This window comes from Celeribacter sp. ULVN23_4, assembly GCF_054788345.1.
On the sequence record NZ_JBTVYO010000001.1, the window covers coordinates 433,182 to 451,292 of the forward strand.

Genomic DNA, 18,111 nt, shown 5'->3' on the forward strand with positions numbered 1-18,111 from the left:
ATAGTCCTCCCACTATAATTGCCCAAGCTTGACCTCAGGCGAATACTCCCCCTCGGCCTCTTTTGTGACCGCCTGTGCGCAGCGCATCTTTCCCGTCGCCGCGTCAAAGGCGTAGCTCGGCGATCCGTAAAGCGCCCAGCCCTTGTTCAAGGCCTCTGTCACCTTGTGACAAAAGGCCGATGTGTCTTCCTCGGTCAGCAGCCTGTAAGCTTTCATCTCTCAACTCCTCATCCCGGAAACGGGTTGTACCCCAGCCAGATGTGAATCCCCGCGATCAGCGCAAAGAACACCGGCGTGAGGATTACCATGCGAATGTCCCCCTTGCGCGTTCCCATTGAATAAGGCTCCGGCGTTGGCTCAGCCCGATTGATCAGCGCCATCTCGGCAAAAGCCCAGAGGATCATACCGCCGAACAACACCAGAGAGGCTGCGTCCGAGTTGACCAGCAAATGCGCCACGCCCCAGACAATCACGCTTGTCAGCATCGGATGCCGCAACCATCCCCGCGCCCGGCTTTTGGAATGTCCGAGACCGAAGAGAATGACCGCAATCAACATCAATAGATTGTTCACATGCCGCAGATAGGGCGGCAGTGCATAAAGATCGTAAGTCTCGCTTATCCGAAACCCCACCACCATCAAAACGAGCCCGATCAGATTGCCCGTCGCGACAAGCGCAGGCCCCTTTTTATCCCCGAGCGCAGCACGCGCCTCGGGGAAGAGGCGTTTGAAAAGGTGAGATCCGCACCAGATGAGCAGGCCGAGACCGAGGATGAGGAGAGGCATGATTTACTCCATGGCTAAAATCGCATCATGTTTCGCGAGCGTCGCCCGCGCCGTCACAATATGCAGATTCTCCACGATTTTCCCATCCACAACGGCGACACCTTCGCCCTTGGCCTCCGCCTCTTCAAAGGCCGCGATCTGGCGTTTGGCGAGGTCAATCTCCGCCTCAGAGGGCGCAAAGGATGCATTCGCGATCTCAAGCTGCGCCGGGTGGATCAGGGTTTTGCCGTCAAACCCCATATCACGCCCCTGCTCACATTCGGCCTTGAGACCCTCTTCATCCTTGAACGCATTATAGACACCATCAAGCGCGACGATCCCATAGGCCCGCGCCGCGATCAGACAGAGATGCAAGCCGCCCATCATCGGCAGACGGTCCGCGCGAAACCGCGTGTTCAACTCTTTCGCCAGATCGTTGGTGCCCATGACGAAGCCCGCCATCCGCGGATGCGCCGCGATCTCGGCGGCGTTCAGCATCCCTTTGGGCGTTTCCATCATGGCCCAGAGCGGCACATCGGGAATGGCGCGCGCCAAATCTTCGACCATCTCGGCGCTCTCGACCTTCGGCAACAGGATGCCGTCGATATCAACGCCCACAAAGGCCGCGACATCATCGCGCCCCCATTCGGTGTCGAACCCGTTCACCCGGATGATCTTCGCACGGTTGCCATAACCGCCCGCTTTCATCGCCTCGACCAGCATCCCCCGCGCCTTGACCTTTTCATCGGGCGCGACCGCATCTTCAAGATCGAACAGGATCGCGTCGCAGGCCAGCCCCTTGGCCTTTTCCAAGGCCCGCTCTTTCGAGCCGGGAATATAAAGGGCTGACCGATATGGACGCGTATTGGCCTCAGACATTGATTCTTCTCCTCCGCAATATTATTGCGCAAGAGGCCACAAAAACGCACCAATCCGCAAGGGTAAAATTTCCGCAGCGCAGAATTACGCGCCGTGACGCGGCATCAAGGCGCTTGCGCTTGCAGGAGAATAGAGCACCTACCCCGCCAAGGCGTCCCAGATCAACTTGCCGCCAGTGATCACCAAGAACACATAGGCCATCCCGAAAAACAGCTTTTCCGGCACTTTGCGATGCGCCCAGACCCCCAAGAGAACGCCGACCACAGCGACAGGCACCAAGGTGAGATCCGCCGTCAGGGACTCGCGGGTGAAAATGCCGACAAAAATATAAGGGATGACCTTCATCGCGTTCACCGCCCAGAAGGTCAGAACCGAGGTCGCCTGATAAGTCGTTTTGTCCATCCGCTTCGACAGCATATAAACGGCAGCGGGCGGACCGCCGGCGTGGCTGATGAAGCTCGTGAGCCCCGTCACAGCGCCCCAAAACAGCCCCGCGCCGCGCCCCAATTCCCGTTTCGGAGGCTTGATCAAACGGGCCGATTTGGCCAGCTGCCAAGCGACGAACCCCAGAGCGACGACACCTATCAAAAATTTGAATACGCGCGGATCGGCCACGCCGTAAACCAGCGCTCCGATCACCACACCGGGTACGGCCCCGAGGATCAGAACCCCCGCGATCCGCAGATCCCACTTGCCCCAAAACATCTTAACGGCGGTCACATCCATGACCATCAAAAGCGGCAACATCAGGCCAACTGCTTGCCCCGGAGTGAGAATCAAGGCCAGAACAGGCGTTGCCGCAAAGGCCGCTGCAGAGCCGAAACCGCCCTTGGACATACCTGCAAATATGACCGCCGGGACAGCAAACAGGAAAAAATGCAGGTCTAAAGTCATCGGTTGTCCTTACGTGAAGCGGCGAAGTTTCCCGCAGAAATACAAGGAGGTTAGCGATAACTCCAGCCCAACATGGTCAAGATGCCGCACCGCAGACTTGCGCGAGCCGCACCAAAGAGCTACCCATGCCGCAATCTCACAACCAACTGGAGACAGATCAATGGCCCGACCCAAGATTGCCCTTATCGGCGCTGGTCAAATCGGCGGCACGCTCGCTCACCTTGCAGCCCTGAAAGAACTCGGCGACGTCGTTCTCTTCGACATCGCAGAAGGCACCCCCCAAGGTAAAGCTCTCGACATCGCAGAATCCGGTCCGGCCGAAGGCTTCGACGCGACGCTGAAAGGCACCACGGATTACGCCGACATCGCTGGCGCAGACGTCTGCATCGTCACCGCCGGTGTTCCGCGCAAACCGGGCATGTCCCGTGACGATCTGCTGGGCATCAACCTCAAGGTCATGAAATCCGTCGGCGAAGGCATCAAGGAAAACGCTCCTGATGCCTTTGTTATTTGTATCACCAACCCGCTCGACGCGATGGTTTGGGCGCTGCAGCAATACTCCGGTCTCCCGGCCGAGAAAGTCTGCGGCATGGCTGGCGTGCTCGACTCCGCTCGCTTCCGTCACTTCCTCTCCGTCGAATTCGGCGTGTCCATGAAAGACGTCACCGCCTTCGTTCTCGGCGGCCACGGCGACACCATGGTTCCCTCCGTGCGTTACTCCACCGTTGGCGGCATCCCGCTCCCGGATCTGGTGGAAATGGGCTGGACCACGCAAGAGAAACTCGACGCGATCCTGCAACGCACCCGTGACGGCGGTGCCGAAATCGTTGGCCTGCTGAAAACCGGCTCCGCGTTCTACGCTCCGGCAACCTCCGCCATCGAGATGGCCGAAGCCTACCTGAAAGACCAAAAACGCGTTCTGCCCTGCGCCGCTTACTGCAACGGCGAGATCGGCGTGGACGGCATGTACGTTGGCGTTCCGACCGTGATCGGCGCTGGCGGCATCGAAAAAGTCATCGACATCAAGCTCAACAAAGAAGAGCAAGTGATGTTCGACAAATCCGTGGACGCTGTGAAAGGCCTCGTCGAAGCTTGTAAAGGCATCGACGGCAACCTCGCCTAATCCGATCCCGGTTTTAAGACATTCGAACCCGCGCTTTCGAGCGCGGGTTTTTCTTTGCCCGAAGCGCAACAGACCTAACCTTCAGACATGAAAAAACCGGGCCAAAGCCCGGTTTCTCCGCATCTCGCCTTCTGAAACCTCAGAAGTTGTAGCTCACACCAAAGTTCAGCGCGTTGGTGATGATGTCTGTTTTCAGATTGCCGCCGCCATCGAGATCGGCATCAACTTGGCTGTAGGTGCCTTTGTATTCGGTGAACAGATCCCAACGATCGTTCAGCTCATAGCTGGCACCGAGGACAAGTGCGACGCTCGGACCCGCAAGCTGATATTCGATCGTATCGGTGTTCGCGGTCACGACTTCAACGTGCGGGATCACAACACCGACCGACGCGCTCGCATAGGGGGTGAAGTTGTTCCACAGCCCCGGCCAGCGCCAGATCGGACCCACCGTCAGGTTGTTCAAACCGTCGGTGAATTCCAGCGTCGAGAAGCCGTTCGCCGCTTTGTCATCTTCATCGGCGTAAACCTTGGTGTGGTTAAAATCGGCGATCCAGCCGAAGTTGTCCCGCACCCAGTAGGTGCCGCGGATACCGTAATAGGGCGGCATCTCAAAGCTTTTGCCTTCCCAGCCGGTGGTGAAGTCAAACGTGTCGACCCCGTCGTTGCCCTTCACACTGCTGTGCGGTGCGGTCTGATAGCCGCCGTAAATCGACAGGCTGAATTCGCCTGCTTGCGCTGCGGAAGCCAGTGCGACACACGCGGCCCCTGCCAGCGCGACTTGTCCGAGAATCTTCATCATCTCACCTCAGTCATTAAATTCTATCTCTGCTCTACACCCGGAAGGCTTCCAAAAGCGAGCTTTTGAATTCTATTCGCCCGTAACTGTCACCGGCAAATCACATTCACATTTTGTTGAATGTTTTCATATAATCCCACCCAGCACCGAAAAGCTAGGCCCGCCTGGCCCGAGAGAAATACGTTCTGACAAAATGCCCGGCAGATTTTGGAGACAAACGAGAGGCCCCGAAACGCACACAGTTCCCATAGCAAACCCCACCCACTGGCACCTGACTTTCCAGAACATTCACAGACTGGCAATGGCGCGACGATGGGCGGCAACGGCAAATCCTTAAAAGACGACATAAACGAAAGCGACTCAGGGCATGGGGATTCGAAATTCAACATTTGTGATCACACTAAACTTTGCTGTGATCACAAACGCGCAAAACATCGGCCTTTTCCCGCCCGGCATTCAAAAAAACATTTATCTGGCCCGCGTCAGAATGTCATACACGGCACCAATAGAACCAGGGAGAGGACATCTCTAATGAACATCCACGAGTATCAGGCGAAAGCCCTTCTCAAGGAGTATGGCGCACCGGTTTCCGGCGGTCGCGCCATCACCCGTGCAGAAGACGCCAAATCCGCGGCTGGCGAACTTGACGGCCCGCTGTGGGTCGTCAAAGCCCAGATCCACGCAGGTGGCCGCGGCAAAGGCAAATTCAAAGAGGCCGAAGCCGGTGAAAAAGGCGGCGTGCGTCTGGCAAAATCCGTTGAGGAAGCAGCGGAAGAAGCCAAGAAGATGCTGGGCAAGACCCTTGTGACCCACCAGACCGGCCCGGCTGGTAAACAGGTTAACCGCATCTATTTCGAAGATGGCTCCGACATCGAAAAAGAGCTGTACCTCGCTCTGCTCGTGGATCGTCAGACCTCCCGCGTGTCCTTCGTTTCCTCCACCGAGGGCGGCATGGACATCGAGGAAGTGGCGGCAAGCACCCCCGAGAAAATCCTGTCCTTCTCCGTCGATCCGGCCACCGGCTACCAGCCGTACCACGGCCGCCGCATCGCCTTCTCCCTCGGCCTCGAAGGCGCGCAGGTGAAGCAATGCGTGAAGCTGATGGGCGATCTCTACCGTGCTTTCATCGAGAAAGACATGGAGATGCTGGAAATCAACCCGCTGATCGTGATGACCGACGGCAACCTCAAAGTGCTCGACGCCAAGCTCGGCTTTGACGGCAACGCTCTCTACCGTCACCCGGATATCGTCGAACTGCGCGACGAGACCGAAGAAGACAGCAAAGAGCTCGAAGCCTCCAAGTTCGACCTGAACTACATCGCGCTCGACGGTGAGATCGGCTGCATGGTGAACGGCGCGGGTCTCGCGATGGCCACCATGGACATCATCAAACTCTACGGCGCAGAACCGGCCAACTTCCTCGACGTGGGCGGCGGTGCGACCAAAGAGAAAGTGACCGAAGCGTTCAAAATCATCACCTCGGACGCCAACGTCAAAGGCATCCTCGTGAACATTTTCGGCGGCATCATGCGCTGTGACATCATCGCCGAAGGCGTGATCGCAGCCGTGAAAGAAGTGGGCCTGCAGGTTCCGCTCGTGGTTCGTCTCGAAGGCACCAACGTGGAACTCGGCAAAGAGATCATTCAGAACTCCGGTCTGAACGTGATCGCCGCCGACGACCTGAAAGATGGCGCCCAGAAAATCGTTAAGGCAGTGAAAGGCTAAGTCACATGGCAATTCTCGTTGATGAAAACACCAAGGTGATCTGCCAGGGCTTCACCGGCTCGCAAGGCACCTTCCACTCTGAACAAGCCATCGCTTACGGCACCAAAATGGTTGGCGGCGTGACTCCGGGTAAAGGTGGCAACACCCACCTCGACCTGCCGGTCTTCAACTCCGTGCACGAAGCCAAGCACGTCACCGAGGCCAACGCCTCCGTGATCTACGTGCCGCCGCCGTTCGCAGCCGACTCGATCCTCGAAGCGATCGACGCCGAGATGGAACTCATCATCTGCATCACCGAGGGCATTCCGGTGCTCGACATGATGAAGGTGAAGCGCGCGCTGATGGACTCCAAGTCCCGCCTGATCGGCCCGAACTGCCCGGGTGTCATCACCCCGGACGCCTGCAAGATCGGCATCATGCCGGGTCACATCCACAAACGTGGGTCCGTGGGCGTGGTTTCCCGCTCCGGTACGCTGACCTATGAAGCCGTGAAACAGACGTCTGATATGGGCCTCGGCCAGTCCACCGCTGTGGGCATCGGCGGCGACCCGATCAAAGGCACTGAACACATCGACGTGCTCGACATGTTCCTCGACGATCCGGAAACCCAATCTATCATCATGATTGGTGAAATTGGTGGCTCCGCTGAAGAGGAAGCCGCCGAGTTCCTCGCCGAGCAGAAGAAAAAAGGCCGCTGGAAGCCGGTCGCTGGCTTCATCGCCGGGCGCACCGCCCCTCCGGGCCGCCGCATGGGCCACGCTGGCGCGATCGTCGCTGGCGGTAAAGGCGACGCGGAATCCAAGATCGAAGCGATGAAATCCGCTGGGATCATTGTTGCTGACAGCCCCGCCACGCTCGGCGAGGCCGTACAGGCGGCGATTGCCAAGGGCTAAGCGCTCCCAGGCACCGCAAGGTGCCGCGATTTGACAACACCGCCTGCGCCCCTTGAAAAAAGGGCGCAGGCACACGCACTTAAAGGCGACGCGTCCCTGCCGTTAAACGGGCTCGCACCTCAGACAAGGTCAAGACGATGAACGACCAATCCCCGAATGACATCTTCCATGCCTCCTCCTTCATGCAGGGGCATAACGCGGAATACCTCGAGCAGGTTTACGCGAATTACGTCCAAGACCCCGCGTCCGTCGACGCGTCCTGGGCGGAATTCTTCCAATCCCTTGGAGATGCCGCAACTGATGTCACCGCGGAAGCCGCCGGCCCGTCTTGGGCCCGTATGGATTGGCCCCCGGTCCCGAACGACGACCTGACCCACGCACTGGACGGACAATGGGCCGAACCGGTCGCCGCTGAGAAAAAGATCAAAGAGAAAGCCGCCGAGAAAGGCGTTGCTGTCTCCGAGGATGCCGTGAAACGCGCCGTGCTCGACTCGGTTCGCGCGATCATGATCATTCGCGCCTACCGTATCCGCGGCCACCTCATCGCCGATCTCGACCCGCTGAAAATGCGCGACGAAGCTCCGCACCCGGAACTGGACCCGCGCACCTACGGCTTTACAGAAGCCGATATGGATCGCCCGATCTTTATCGACAACGTGCTCGGCATGACCCACGCGTCGATGCGCCAGATTCTCGACGTGCTCAAACGCACCTATTGCGGCACTTTCGCGCTGCAATACATGCACATCTCCAACCCGGAAGAAGCGGGCTGGCTGAAAGAGCGCATCGAAGGTTTCGGCAAGGAAATCCAGTTCACCAAGAACGGCCGCCGCGCCATTCTCAACAAACTGGTCGAGGCCGAGGGCTTCGAGAAATTCCTCCATGTGAAATACATGGGCACCAAGCGTTTCGGCCTCGATGGTGGTGAAGCGCTGATCCCCGCGATGGAACAGATCATCAAACGCGGCGGCAACCTTGGCGCGAAAGAAATCGTCATCGGCATGCCGCACCGTGGTCGTCTCTCGGTTTTGGCAAACGTGCTGTCGAAACCCTACCGCGCAATCTTCAACGAATTCCAGGGCGGCTCGTTCAAGCCCGATGACGTCGATGGTTCCGGCGATGTGAAATATCACCTCGGCGCCTCGTCTGATCGTGAATTCGATGGCAACAAAGTCCACCTGTCACTGACCGCCAACCCGTCCCACCTCGAAGCGGTGAACCCGGTCGTACTCGGCAAGGCCCGCGCCAAAACCGACCAGAACAACGACCCGTCCCGCACCACCGTCATCCCCGTGCTGCTGCACGGCGACGCGGCCTTTGCGGGTCAGGGTGTCGTGGCGGAATGTTTCGGCCTTTCGGGCCTTCGCGGTCACCGCACCGGCGGCACGATCCACATCGTGGTGAACAACCAGATCGGCTTCACCACCGCGCCGCACTTCTCGCGCTCGTCCCCGTATCCGACGGACATCGCGCTGATGGTCGAAGCCCCGATCTTCCACGTGAACGGCGACGATCCGGAAGCCGTGGTCCACGCCGCAAAAGTGGCCACCGAGTTCCGTCAGAAGTTCCACAAGGACGTGGTCATCGACATCTTCTGCTACCGTCGCTTCGGTCACAACGAAGGTGACGAGCCGATGTTCACCAACCCGCAGATGTACACCAACATCAAGCGCCACAAGACCACGTTGCAGCTCTACACCGAACGTCTCGTCGCTGACGGCCTCATCCCCGAGGGCGAGATCGAGGATATGAAAGCTGCGTTCCAAGCGCTGCTGAACGAAGAGTTCGAAGCCGGCAAAACCTTCAAACCGAACAAGGCCGACTGGCTCGACGGTCGTTGGTCGCATCTCGACAAAGAGGGCGAAGAGTACCAGCGTGGCCAGACCGCCATCTCGGAAGAGACCATGGCTCAGGTCGGTCGCTCCCTGACCTCCGCGCCGGACGACTTCAATCTCCACAAAACCGTGGGCCGTCAGCTTGAGAACAAAGCACAGATGTTCGAAACGGGCGAAGGCTTTGACTGGGCCACCGGCGAAGCGCTGGCCTTTGGCTCGCTGCTTGCAGAAGGCTACCCGGTGCGTCTGGCGGGTCAGGACAGCACCCGCGGCACCTTCTCCCAGCGTCACTCCGGCCTGATCGATCAGAAGTCTGAAGACCGCTACTACCCGCTCAACCACATCCGTGAGGGTCAGGCGCATTACGAGGTCATCGACTCGATGCTCTCTGAATACGCCGTGCTCGGGTTCGAATATGGCTACTCGCTGGCCGAACCGAACGCGCTGACGCTCTGGGAAGCCCAGTTCGGCGACTTCGCCAACGGCGCGCAGATCATGTTCGACCAGTTCATCTCCTCGGGTGAACGCAAATGGCTGCGGATGTCCGGCCTCGTGATGCTTCTGCCGCACGGGTTCGAAGGTCAGGGTCCGGAACACTCCTCCGCCCGTCTCGAACGCTTCCTGCAAATGTCCGCCGAGGACAACTGGATCGTTGCCAACTGTACGACGCCTGCGAACTACTTCCACATCCTGCGTCGCCAGCTGCACCGCTCCTATCGGAAACCGCTTGTTCTGATGACGCCGAAATCGCTTTTGCGTCACAAGCTGGCGACCTCTGTTGCGGCCGACTTCACCGAGGGATCCTCCTTCCACCGCATTCTTTGGGATGACGCCGACGCCAACTTTGGCACCGCGAAATCCGATCTGAAACTGAAAGCGGACAAGGATATCAAACGCGTCGTGATCTGCTCCGGTAAAGTCTACTACGACCTTCTCGAAGCCCGTGACGCCGCCGGTAAGGATGACACCTACATCCTGCGCCTCGAACAGTTCTATCCGTTCCCGGCGCTGTCGATGGTCAAAGAACTCGAGCGCTTCAAACAGGCGGAAATCGTCTGGTGTCAGGAAGAGCCCAAGAACCAAGGCGGCTGGACCTTCGTCGAGCCGAACATCGAGTGGGTTCTCACCCGCATCAAAGCGAAACACACACGCCCGGTCTACGCCGGACGCGCTGCATCGGCCTCGCCCGCCACGGGTCTGGCCTCTCAACACAAAGCACAACAGCAAGCGCTCGTGAATGATGCGCTCAATATCGAAGGGTAATCACATGTCCGTTGAAGTCCGCGTCCCAACCCTAGGTGAATCCGTCACCGAGGCCACCGTCGCCACCTGGTTCAAGAAACCGGGCGACACCGTGGCCGTTGACGAGATGCTCTGCGAGCTGGAAACCGACAAAGTCACCGTCGAAGTCCCCTCTCCCTCCGCTGGCGTGCTGGGTGAAATCGTTGCTGCCGAAGGCGAAACCGTTGGCGTTGATGCGCTGCTCGCCACCCTTTCTGAGGAAGGCAACGCTGGTCCGGAAGAAGTCGCTCCGCGTCATCATTCCGAGATGATGGAAGCCAAACCGGCCGCTGCTGGTGCCGCCTCCACCGTCGACGTGATGGTTCCGACCCTCGGCGAATCCGTGTCTGAAGCCACCGTCGCCACCTGGTTCAAAGCCGTGGGTGACACGGTGGCCGCCGACGAAATGCTTTGCGAGCTGGAAACCGACAAGGTCTCCGTCGAAGTGCCCGCCCCTGCCGCTGGCACCCTGACCGCGATCATCGCTGCCGAAGGCGACACCGTCTCCGCTGGCGGCAAACTGGCTGAACTGTCCTCCGGCGCAGGCGCTGTTGCCGCCGCTCCGGCTGCTGCTCCGGCCCCGGCTGCTGCCGCTGGTGGCAAAGACGTTGAAAACGCCCCCTCCGCCAACAAACTGATGGCAGAAAAAGGCATCGACCCGTCTGCTGTTTCCGGCACCGGCAAAGATGGCCGCATCATGAAAGAAGACGTGCTGAACGCGCTCAACAAACCGGCTGCCGCTCCGGCACCGGCCGCAGCTCCGGCTGCTCCGCGCGCCGCCGCTGATGTCGCCCGCGAAGAGCGCGTGAAAATGACGAAACTGCGTCAGACCATCGCGAAACGCCTCAAAGAATCGCAGAACACCGCCGCCATGCTCACCACCTACAACGAGGTGGACATGACCGAGGTGATGGCGCTCCGCAAAGAGTACAAAGACCTCTTCGAGAAGAAACACGGCGTGCGCCTCGGCTTCATGTCCTTCTTCACCAAGGCCTGTGTGCACGCTCTGAAAGAAGTGCCGGAAGTCAACGCTGAGATCGACGGCACGGACATCATCTACAAGAACTACGTCAACATGGGCGTCGCCGCTGGCACCCCGCAGGGCCTCGTCGTTCCGGTCATCCGTGACGCCGACAGCATGTCCTTCGCCGAGATCGAAAAAGCGATCTCTGAAAAAGGCCGCAAAGCCCGTGACGGCAAGCTCTCCATGGCGGAAATGCAGGGCGGCACCTTCACCATCTCCAACGGTGGTGTTTACGGCTCCCTGATGTCCTCCCCGATCCTGAACCCCCCGCAATCCGGTATCCTCGGCATGCACAAAATCCAGGATCGTCCGATGGCCATCAACGGTCAGGTCGTCATCCGTCCGATGATGTACCTCGCCCTGTCCTATGACCACCGGATCGTGGACGGCAAAGGCGCCGTGACCTTCCTCGTGCGCGTCAAAGAAGCGCTCGAAGATCCGCGCCGTCTGCTGATGGATCTGTAAGACAAAGTTTTATGCCTCGGGCAGATTGACCTTTGCCCGAGGCCATTTCCGAAGCAGCAATGGTACCTTGATGAGCTACAGCCCTGAACCAGATCCCCGCGAAGAGCTCCCGAAGCTCACAGCATTCGCAGATCGGGTAGCCGCGTTCTACAAGAACAAGCCCATCAAGTTTTGGGGATTATTGTGGCTCCTCAGTGTGATCGTTGTCTCTCTCAAGTTGATGATGGGCGGCCTCAATGGCCTCGACCATTTCATGGCATCTAGAAACAAAGCTCTGCTCGCCTATGCATTGGTTGGCTGGATATATCCGCTCTTTCTGTTCGTGAGAGCGAGATCAAAATGACTCCCCTCCTCACCCTCCCCGCCCTCGCAGGCCCCTTGCACATCACCCCACCCGTGATGCCGCATCCTGCTTGGCATCGTGAGGCCCCCACGCGATGACACTCATCCGACAAACACTTTGGGCCCAACTGGCCCTGCGCGGCATCTGGTTCCCGATGCTGGTCGGTTTCATCTCCATGGGACGCGCGCCTGTTCTTCCTCTTCTTCTGCTGCTGGTGGACACCGCCCTGCTGGCCGGGGTGCTCTTTGCGCTCCGCCGTCCGGCGATCTGGGCGATGCTGCTCACTGGTGCCCTCAGCCTCCTGCATTACATCCACGCAATCTCCGGCGGGCTTGCCCTGTCGAACGCGCTCGGCCTTTTCGACGGCGTTCTCGCCTGTGTCGTGATCGCCGCCCTCGCCCTGCGCCCCCGCCACCACGGAGCCACTGCATGACCCCGGAACTCGCCGCCCTTGCCGTCACCGCCTTCATCCACCTCGCCGCCGTGGCGTGGTCTCAAAAGGCGCTGGAAAAAGACATCGGGCGTAAGGGCAACACCGGCACGCGCGAAGGGCTGGATGAGAAGCTCTCCGAGCACACCAAACGCCTGCGCCGCGCCCTTGCGAACCATACCGAAAACATCGGCCTGTTCATCATCGCCGTGGTGCTGGTGCAGCTGACCGAGAGCAATTCGGTCTTCACCGCGATCTGCGCATGGCTCTACGTGGCGATGCGCGCGCTCTACCTGCCTGCCTATGCCTTTGGTTGGGTGCCGTGGCGCTCGCTGATTTTCACCGGCGGCCTCCTCTTCACCTTTGCCATGATCGTTGCGAGTTTCTTCTGATGACGTTTGAGTTGGCCCTCCTCGCCCTCGCAGGCCTTTTGCACATCGCGCAATTCGTGGTGGCCTCCTACATGGCGAATGTCGATCTGGGGCCGGGCTACACCACAAGCCCCCGCGATCACGCCCCCTCGCGCGATATGCGCCCCACGACGGGCCGGATGCTGCGCGCCTATGACAATCACATCGAGATGTTCCCCTTCTTCGCCGCGGGCGTGTTCCTGATCCACCTGACGGATCAGTCGAGTGCTGTGACCATAGCGGCATCCTCGCTCTATCTCATCGCACGGGTGCTTTACGTGCCCGCCTATGCCTTCGGCTGGAAACCGTGGAGGTCCTACATCTGGATGATCGCCATGGCGTGCTGCGCCGCCCTGTTTATCGCCGCGCTCGTATGAGCGCTTAACCAAAAATGCCCGACGGAAGTCCGACGCAAGTCCGACAGAAGTCCGACACCTGAAAACGACTATAAAGACCAAGGAGAAGACCATGGCATCTTATGACGTCATCATCATCGGCGCAGGCCCCGGCGGCTACGTGTCCGCCATCCGTTGCGCGCAACTCGGCCTGAAAACCGCCGTTGTCGAAGGCCGCGAAACGCTCGGCGGTACCTGCCTCAATGTCGGCTGTATCCCCTCGAAAGCACTGCTGCACGCCTCGCACCTGCTGCACGAAGCAGAACACAACTTCGCGGACATGGGCCTCAAAGGGAAATCCCCGTCCGTCGATTGGGATCAGATGAAGAAATACAAGGACGACGTCATCGGCCAAAACACCGGCGGCATCGAATTCCTGTTCAAAAAGAACAAGATCGACTGGATCAAAGGCTGGGCCTCCATCCCGGCGGCTGGCAAGGTGAAAGTCGGTGAAGAGGTCCATGAGGCCAAAAACATCATCGTCGCCTCCGGTTCCGTTCCGACCGCCCTTCCGGGTGTCGAAGTGGACAATGACAAAGGCATCGTCGTGGATTCCACGGGCGCTCTGGCCCTGCCGAAGATCCCGAAGAAAATGGTCGTCATTGGCGCAGGCGTGATCGGTCTGGAGCTTGGCTCCGTCTACGCCCGTCTCGGCGCGGAAGTGACCGTTGTCGAATACATGGACTTCATCACTCCGGGCATGGATGGCGAAGTGCAACGTCAGTTCCAGAAAATTCTCGGCAAACAAGGCTTTAACTTCATCCTCGGCGCCGCCGTTTCGGGTGTTGAAGCTGCGAAAACCAAGGCCAAAGTGAACTACAAACTGAAGAAAGACGACTCTGAGCACACGCTCGACGCGGACGTCGTTCTGGTCGCCACCGGCCGCAAACCCTTCACCGATGGTCTGGGTCTTGCCGAGCTGGGCGTCGAGTTCACCCCGCGCGGTCAGATCAAAACCGACGCGCATTGGGCCACCAACGTACCGGGCATCTATGCCATCGGCGACGCCATCGTCGGCCCGATGCTCGCGCACAAAGCCGAAGACGAGGGCATGGCCGTCGCAGAGGTGCTTGCGGGCAAACATGGCCACGTCAACTACGACGTGATCCCGGGCGTGATCTACACCACGCCGGAAGTCGCTTCTGTCGGCAAAACCGAGCAGCAGCTCAAGGAAGAAGGCCGTGCGTTCAAAGCCGGTAAATTCTCCTTCATGGGCAACGCCCGCGCGAAAGCCGTGCATCAGGGTGAAGGCTTCGTGAAACTGCTGGTCGACAAAGACACCGACCGCGTTCTCGGCTGCCACATCATCGGTCCGGGCGCTGGCGATCTGATCCACGAGATCTGTGTGGCGATGGAATTCGGCGCCTCCGCGCAAGACATCGCCCTGACCTGCCACGCCCACCCGACCTTCTCCGAAGCGGTGCGCGAAGCGGCCCTGGCCTGCGGCGACGGCGCAATCCACGCCTGATCGGGCGACTTATAAACGTTAGAAAAAGGCGTCTTCGGACGCCTTTTTTATTCTGAAACCCACATTTATCGTCACAGTCTCGCCGCAACCTAAGGCTAAGTTTCAAGGGTCTTTTATGTATAGCAACGAGTTATGAAACAGCATTTAACGATCTTTCTTTCGCTATTTTGCTTCTTGGTCGGCGCTCCCCGCGCCGCAGATGCACGTTATCACGACACGGACATATGGCGGATCGGCGACAGGTTGATCTATGTGCAGGAACTCCGCACAACCGCGCACGAATTTCAGGGAACCTCACTCTGTGTGCTCGCGGAATATGACGCCTTCGTCTTTGTGCCGATGTTCCTGACACCGAAAGCCTATGTGCTCAGCCAAAATCAGTGTGAAGGCGACACATACACAGCGCTGAGCAAAGAAAGCTTTGAGAGCTTCCAGACGTCCGGCTGGATTTCACCCGGATTGTCCGAGACTGCCAAACTGCCACTCAAAACCGCTTTGTGGGGTCACATGGGCCTCATCTGGATCGTTTTCGCGATCGCCGCTGCACTTATTGCGCAACAGGTCAACAAGCCGCGTCGAATGACCTTCAAGGCGGCTTCGACCCAATCCGAGCATCTGATCGTCAACATGCTGGCAGCCATGAGTGCTGTCGCGGTCAGCGATGGGAAAATTGATGATCGGGAGTCTTACAATATCTCCGCCTATATCAATTCGATCACGGGGCGATATGTCGACATCGAGCATGTACGCAAGCTGTTACAGGACACGCAGCAATGGGGCCCGGACATGGACACAATCGGTGTTGGCCTGCGCGGCAAAGAGAACATGCTGGTGCTGGACGCCGTGCTGAGCACGATGGTCATTGATCGAGACATCGACGAGCAAGAGCATGCCATTGCATTGCAGATCGCAGAAAAACTCGGGCTCTCGCGCGGAGACTTCATGCTCGCCCTAGAGCGCACGAAAAGAGATTACGCCCTGTCTTGAGGCAGCTTACCCCTTCGCCGCCTCTTCCAACCGCTTGGCGTGCTCTTTCCGCAGTTCCTTGCGCAGTTCCGCCGCGCGCCAACGCTGCTTGTCGGTCTCCGTTTCCGGCGTAAAGTGCGGCACGGTCGCGGATTTGCCTTCGTCGTCCACAGCCACCATCGTGAAGTAGCAGGAGTTGGTGTGACGCACGGTCTGGGTGCGGATGTTCTCCGCCTCGACGCGAATGCCGATCTCCATCGAGGTGCGGCCGACGTAATTCACCGTGGCGCGGCAATGGACCAACTCACCGACGTGGATCGGTTGTTTGAACATCACCTGATCGACGGAGAGCGTCACCGCGTACTGGCCCGAATAGCGAGACGCACAGGAAAACGCGACAAGGTCCAACAGGCGCAGCAGCGCGCCGCCGTGCACTTTCCCCGAAAAGTTCGCCAGATCCGGCGTCATCATTTCGGTCATTTCCAGATAGCGTGTCATCGCTGTCTCCTTGTCTGTTCCATGCGGCATAACACTCTGCAGTGCAGGAAAGTCAAGCCGATGAGGCACGCAAGGCTCTAAAGTGAGAAAGGATCACCATCGCTGGTGATCCTTTCTCTCCGGTCCTTCATCGGGGGGGGGGGGTGACTGGGACCGGATCACCCGAACAGAACGCAAAGCCTTCTGCCCGCCACATGTCAGTCGCTTCCCGAACCATCCGCAGCTTGCGAAAATCCGGCACGGCAAATCTCGGCGGCCGGTTAATCCGACCTCCGTTCATCCACTCTACTGTTGATGTAGATTGGGCATCTACGACCTCGTTACATGCGTTTCAAAAACACAAACGGCGCAGCGGAGAATTTCCGTCGCATCTTTTATTAAAAAATTCACTTTTTTCATTCGGGTCGAAAATCAGAGCTCAACAGGGCGAGAGCCGACCGGAAAGCCGCCCCTCAGACCGCCAGAAGCCGAAGCCCTTTCGTGACGTCAGAGCGCACAGCAAGCCGCAAGCCCGGCTCATCCCCGGCCCGCAAAGCCGCAACGATCAAACGGTGGTTCTGCGGCACTTCCGTCCGGTTCAACCGCGAATAAAGCGCCCGCATGGTCGGTCCGAGCTGTAGCCAGACGGTTTCCGTCAAAGCCAGCATCGCCGGAGCCTGTGCCCGTAGGTAGAGCGTGCGGTGAAACTCAAGATTGGTGCGGATGTAACCTACATCATCATGTTTCGCGACCGCCTCTGCAATCGCGCTGTTGATGGTCTGCAAACGATCGATCAACGCGATATGCGCGCGCGGCAGTGCGCGGGACGCCAGTTCCGGCTCGATCAACGCCCGGATCGATGCAAGCTCCTCAATACGCTCGTTCGACAGTTCCGGCGTGGTCACGCGCCCCGACGCCGACAGGTTCAACCCGCCATCCGCCACAAGCCGCCGTACCGCCTCTCGCGCCGGTGTCATCGACACATCGAACATCTTGCCAATCCCGCGCAGCGTCAGCGGTTCTCCGGGCCGAAATTCTCCATGCATGATACGGGTGCGCAAGGCGCGATAGACGCGATCATGGGCTGCGGAGGGGTGGTCGTTTTGGCGGGGTGATGGATGGATCATGCGCGCAATGTGATCACAGTTTGTCCCAAGGTCAATCCGTCTCGGACAGCCCCGGTTCAAAACGCCAAGCATGGAGCTTTTCGCCCTCCGTGCGGAGCCAACTGCGATAGGTCGCATGCTCCGGACAGACCCGCGCCACATGGGCCCAGAATCGGTCCGAATGGTTCATCTCCAACCGATGCGCCATCTCATGTGCCGCGACGTAATCCAACACAGCGGGCGGCGCCATGACGAGACGCCAAGAATACATCAGATTGCCCTCAGACGTGCAGGAGCCCCAGCGCGAACGCGGATCGCGCAATGTGATCCGGCCATAGCTGGTTCCCAGCGCCTTGGCATAGCGATCAGAGGCTTCGCGCAACCGCATCTGCGCCTCCAGCTTCAAAAAAGCCCGCACCCGCGCTGTCACCGTCTCCGCCTGTCCCGGCACTTCAAGTGCGTCACCATTGAGCAAGGCGCGGCGGCCCTTGCCCGGAACAATCTCGACCTCCCGACCAAGAAACGGGAAATATGCCCCGAAACCAGGCACCTGCTCCGGGCTGCGCTGATCAAGATGTTTTCGGATCCAAGCTTCCTTTTCATGAAGGAAGGCGAGCGCTTCCCGCTCGGGCAACCGGGTCGGCATAGACAGCGTCACCCGCCCATCCAGACGAGAGACTCGCAGCGACAGGCGGCGTGCACGGGTAGACCTGCGTAGGGTGACGCAGACCGTCGGCTCGCCTTGCAATCGGATCACGCTCATTCCTGCCCTTTCCCTGCTTTCCCCTGCCATACCCCGCGTCAGCGCCGCAGACCACCGTCTTTACGCGATTTTGA

General features: G+C 59.1%; 19 protein-coding genes. 11 read left to right on the plus strand and 8 right to left on the minus strand.

All coding sequences use genetic code 11. The annotated features are described in order from the left end of the window. Window positions 1–12 precede the first annotated feature (12 nt). The 4 genes from ACYBHZ_RS02075 to ACYBHZ_RS02090 form a co-directional block, all read right to left on the minus strand. Window positions 13–216 carry a DUF1737 domain-containing protein gene (locus tag ACYBHZ_RS02075; protein ID WP_460272521.1) on the minus strand — a complete coding sequence of 68 codons (204 nt, stop codon included), beginning with the start codon at window positions 214–216 and terminating at the stop codon, window positions 13–15. An 11-nt stretch (window positions 217–227) separates the two neighbouring features. Then, on the minus strand, window positions 228–785 hold the full coding sequence (locus ACYBHZ_RS02080; RefSeq protein ID WP_460272522.1) for an NnrU family protein: 558 nt from the start codon (window positions 783–785) through the stop codon (window positions 228–230). Between the two features lie 3 nt (window positions 786–788). Further along, on the minus strand, window positions 789–1,643 hold the full coding sequence (locus ACYBHZ_RS02085) for an HpcH/HpaI aldolase/citrate lyase family protein (RefSeq protein WP_460272523.1): 855 nt from the start codon (window positions 1,641–1,643) through the stop codon (window positions 789–791). A 138-nt stretch (window positions 1,644–1,781) separates the two neighbouring features. Further along, entirely contained in the window at window positions 1,782–2,537 is a 756-nt protein-coding gene (locus ACYBHZ_RS02090) for a sulfite exporter TauE/SafE family protein (RefSeq protein WP_460272524.1), read from the minus strand. Window positions 2,538–2,697: 160 nt separating this feature from the next. Between ACYBHZ_RS02090 and mdh the strand changes: the two genes are divergently transcribed. Further along, the gene (gene mdh / locus ACYBHZ_RS02095; protein WP_460272525.1) at window positions 2,698–3,660 is read left to right on the plus strand and encodes a malate dehydrogenase; all 963 of its coding nucleotides are present in this window, start codon (window positions 2,698–2,700) and stop codon (window positions 3,658–3,660) included. Window positions 3,661–3,799: 139 nt separating this feature from the next. Here mdh and ACYBHZ_RS02100 read toward each other — a convergent pair whose 3' ends face one another. Further along, window positions 3,800–4,459: an outer membrane protein gene (locus ACYBHZ_RS02100; RefSeq protein WP_460272526.1), complete on the minus strand. Its 660-nt coding sequence runs from the start codon at window positions 4,457–4,459 to the stop codon at window positions 3,800–3,802. 528 nt (window positions 4,460–4,987) lie between these two features. Between ACYBHZ_RS02100 and sucC the strand changes: the two genes are divergently transcribed. From sucC to ACYBHZ_RS02150, 10 genes are all read left to right on the plus strand, one after another. Continuing rightward, a complete protein-coding gene (gene sucC, locus ACYBHZ_RS02105) occupies window positions 4,988–6,181 on the plus strand; it encodes an ADP-forming succinate--CoA ligase subunit beta (protein ID WP_460272527.1) in 1,194 nt (397 codons plus the stop codon). Between the two features lie 5 nt (window positions 6,182–6,186). Then, window positions 6,187–7,074: a succinate--CoA ligase subunit alpha gene (gene sucD / locus ACYBHZ_RS02110; RefSeq protein ID WP_460272528.1), complete on the plus strand. Its 888-nt coding sequence runs from the start codon at window positions 6,187–6,189 to the stop codon at window positions 7,072–7,074. Window positions 7,075–7,211: 137 nt separating this feature from the next. Then, window positions 7,212–10,172 carry a 2-oxoglutarate dehydrogenase E1 component gene (locus tag ACYBHZ_RS02115; RefSeq protein WP_460272529.1) on the plus strand — a complete coding sequence of 987 codons (2,961 nt, stop codon included), beginning with the start codon at window positions 7,212–7,214 and terminating at the stop codon, window positions 10,170–10,172. Between the two features lie 4 nt (window positions 10,173–10,176). After that, a complete protein-coding gene (gene odhB / locus ACYBHZ_RS02120; protein WP_460272530.1) occupies window positions 10,177–11,679 on the plus strand; it encodes a 2-oxoglutarate dehydrogenase complex dihydrolipoyllysine-residue succinyltransferase in 1,503 nt (500 codons plus the stop codon). A 70-nt stretch (window positions 11,680–11,749) separates the two neighbouring features. After that, window positions 11,750–12,022 carry a hypothetical protein gene (locus tag ACYBHZ_RS02125; protein ID WP_460272531.1) on the plus strand — a complete coding sequence of 91 codons (273 nt, stop codon included), beginning with the start codon at window positions 11,750–11,752 and terminating at the stop codon, window positions 12,020–12,022. A gap of 94 nt (window positions 12,023–12,116) precedes the next feature. Beyond that, window positions 12,117–12,455 (plus strand): hypothetical protein, encoded by a 339-nt coding sequence (locus ACYBHZ_RS02130; protein WP_460272532.1) that lies wholly within the window; start codon window positions 12,117–12,119, stop codon window positions 12,453–12,455. After that, window positions 12,452–12,844 carry an MAPEG family protein gene (locus ACYBHZ_RS02135; RefSeq protein ID WP_460272533.1) on the plus strand — a complete coding sequence of 131 codons (393 nt, stop codon included), beginning with the start codon at window positions 12,452–12,454 and terminating at the stop codon, window positions 12,842–12,844. Before ACYBHZ_RS02130 ends, ACYBHZ_RS02135 begins: the two co-directional genes overlap by 4 nt. Continuing rightward, window positions 12,844–13,239, plus strand: a complete 396-nt coding sequence (locus ACYBHZ_RS02140; RefSeq protein WP_460272534.1) for an MAPEG family protein — start codon at window positions 12,844–12,846, stop codon at window positions 13,237–13,239. Before ACYBHZ_RS02135 ends, ACYBHZ_RS02140 begins: the two co-directional genes overlap by 1 nt. Before the next feature lie 91 nt (window positions 13,240–13,330). Next, the gene (gene lpdA / locus ACYBHZ_RS02145) at window positions 13,331–14,725 is read left to right on the plus strand and encodes a dihydrolipoyl dehydrogenase (RefSeq protein WP_460272535.1); all 1,395 of its coding nucleotides are present in this window, start codon (window positions 13,331–13,333) and stop codon (window positions 14,723–14,725) included. Between the two features lie 132 nt (window positions 14,726–14,857). Further along, window positions 14,858–15,712 carry a hypothetical protein gene (locus tag ACYBHZ_RS02150; RefSeq protein WP_460272536.1) on the plus strand — a complete coding sequence of 285 codons (855 nt, stop codon included), beginning with the start codon at window positions 14,858–14,860 and terminating at the stop codon, window positions 15,710–15,712. Between the two features lie 6 nt (window positions 15,713–15,718). Here the strand turns inward: ACYBHZ_RS02150 and ACYBHZ_RS02155 are convergent, their stop codons facing one another. The 3 genes from ACYBHZ_RS02155 to ACYBHZ_RS02165 all read right to left on the minus strand — a co-directional run bounded on the left by ACYBHZ_RS02155 (window position 15,719) and on the right by ACYBHZ_RS02165 (window position 18,037). Next, a complete protein-coding gene (locus tag ACYBHZ_RS02155) occupies window positions 15,719–16,189 on the minus strand; it encodes an acyl-CoA thioesterase (RefSeq protein WP_460272537.1) in 471 nt (156 codons plus the stop codon). 452 nt (window positions 16,190–16,641) lie between these two features. Beyond that, complete coding sequence (locus ACYBHZ_RS02160) at window positions 16,642–17,295, minus strand: GntR family transcriptional regulator (protein ID WP_460272538.1); 654 nt, start codon at window positions 17,293–17,295, stop codon at window positions 16,642–16,644. 31 nt (window positions 17,296–17,326) lie between these two features. After that, window positions 17,327–18,037 (minus strand): M48 family metallopeptidase, encoded by a 711-nt coding sequence (locus ACYBHZ_RS02165; protein ID WP_460272539.1) that lies wholly within the window; start codon window positions 18,035–18,037, stop codon window positions 17,327–17,329. Window positions 18,038–18,111: the final 74 nt, after the last annotated feature.

Bases quoted from the DNA above. Each gene is read 5' to 3' on its own strand.
- ACYBHZ_RS02075 (WP_460272521.1), bottom strand. From the start codon at position 216: ATGAAAGCTTACAGGCTGCTGACCGAGGAAGACACATCGGCCTTTTGT.
- ACYBHZ_RS02080 (WP_460272522.1), bottom strand. From the start codon at position 785: ATGCCTCTCCTCATCCTCGGTCTCGGCCTGCTCATCTGGTGCGGATCT.
- ACYBHZ_RS02085 (WP_460272523.1), bottom strand. From the start codon at position 1,643: ATGTCTGAGGCCAATACGCGTCCATATCGGTCAGCCCTTTATATTCCC.
- ACYBHZ_RS02090 (WP_460272524.1), bottom strand. From the start codon at position 2,537: ATGACTTTAGACCTGCATTTTTTCCTGTTTGCTGTCCCGGCGGTCATA.
- mdh (WP_460272525.1), top strand. From the start codon at position 2,698: ATGGCCCGACCCAAGATTGCCCTTATCGGCGCTGGTCAAATCGGCGGC.
- ACYBHZ_RS02100 (WP_460272526.1), bottom strand. From the start codon at position 4,459: ATGATGAAGATTCTCGGACAAGTCGCGCTGGCAGGGGCCGCGTGTGTC.
- sucC (WP_460272527.1), top strand. From the start codon at position 4,988: ATGAACATCCACGAGTATCAGGCGAAAGCCCTTCTCAAGGAGTATGGC.
- sucD (WP_460272528.1), top strand. From the start codon at position 6,187: ATGGCAATTCTCGTTGATGAAAACACCAAGGTGATCTGCCAGGGCTTC.
- ACYBHZ_RS02115 (WP_460272529.1), top strand. From the start codon at position 7,212: ATGAACGACCAATCCCCGAATGACATCTTCCATGCCTCCTCCTTCATG.
- odhB (WP_460272530.1), top strand. From the start codon at position 10,177: ATGTCCGTTGAAGTCCGCGTCCCAACCCTAGGTGAATCCGTCACCGAG.
- ACYBHZ_RS02125 (WP_460272531.1), top strand. From the start codon at position 11,750: ATGAGCTACAGCCCTGAACCAGATCCCCGCGAAGAGCTCCCGAAGCTC.
- ACYBHZ_RS02130 (WP_460272532.1), top strand. From the start codon at position 12,117: ATGACACTCATCCGACAAACACTTTGGGCCCAACTGGCCCTGCGCGGC.
- ACYBHZ_RS02135 (WP_460272533.1), top strand. From the start codon at position 12,452: ATGACCCCGGAACTCGCCGCCCTTGCCGTCACCGCCTTCATCCACCTC.
- ACYBHZ_RS02140 (WP_460272534.1), top strand. From the start codon at position 12,844: ATGACGTTTGAGTTGGCCCTCCTCGCCCTCGCAGGCCTTTTGCACATC.
- lpdA (WP_460272535.1), top strand. From the start codon at position 13,331: ATGGCATCTTATGACGTCATCATCATCGGCGCAGGCCCCGGCGGCTAC.
- ACYBHZ_RS02150 (WP_460272536.1), top strand. From the start codon at position 14,858: ATGAAACAGCATTTAACGATCTTTCTTTCGCTATTTTGCTTCTTGGTC.
- ACYBHZ_RS02155 (WP_460272537.1), bottom strand. From the start codon at position 16,189: ATGACACGCTATCTGGAAATGACCGAAATGATGACGCCGGATCTGGCG.
- ACYBHZ_RS02160 (WP_460272538.1), bottom strand. From the start codon at position 17,295: ATGATCCATCCATCACCCCGCCAAAACGACCACCCCTCCGCAGCCCAT.
- ACYBHZ_RS02165 (WP_460272539.1), bottom strand. From the start codon at position 18,037: ATGAGCGTGATCCGATTGCAAGGCGAGCCGACGGTCTGCGTCACCCTA.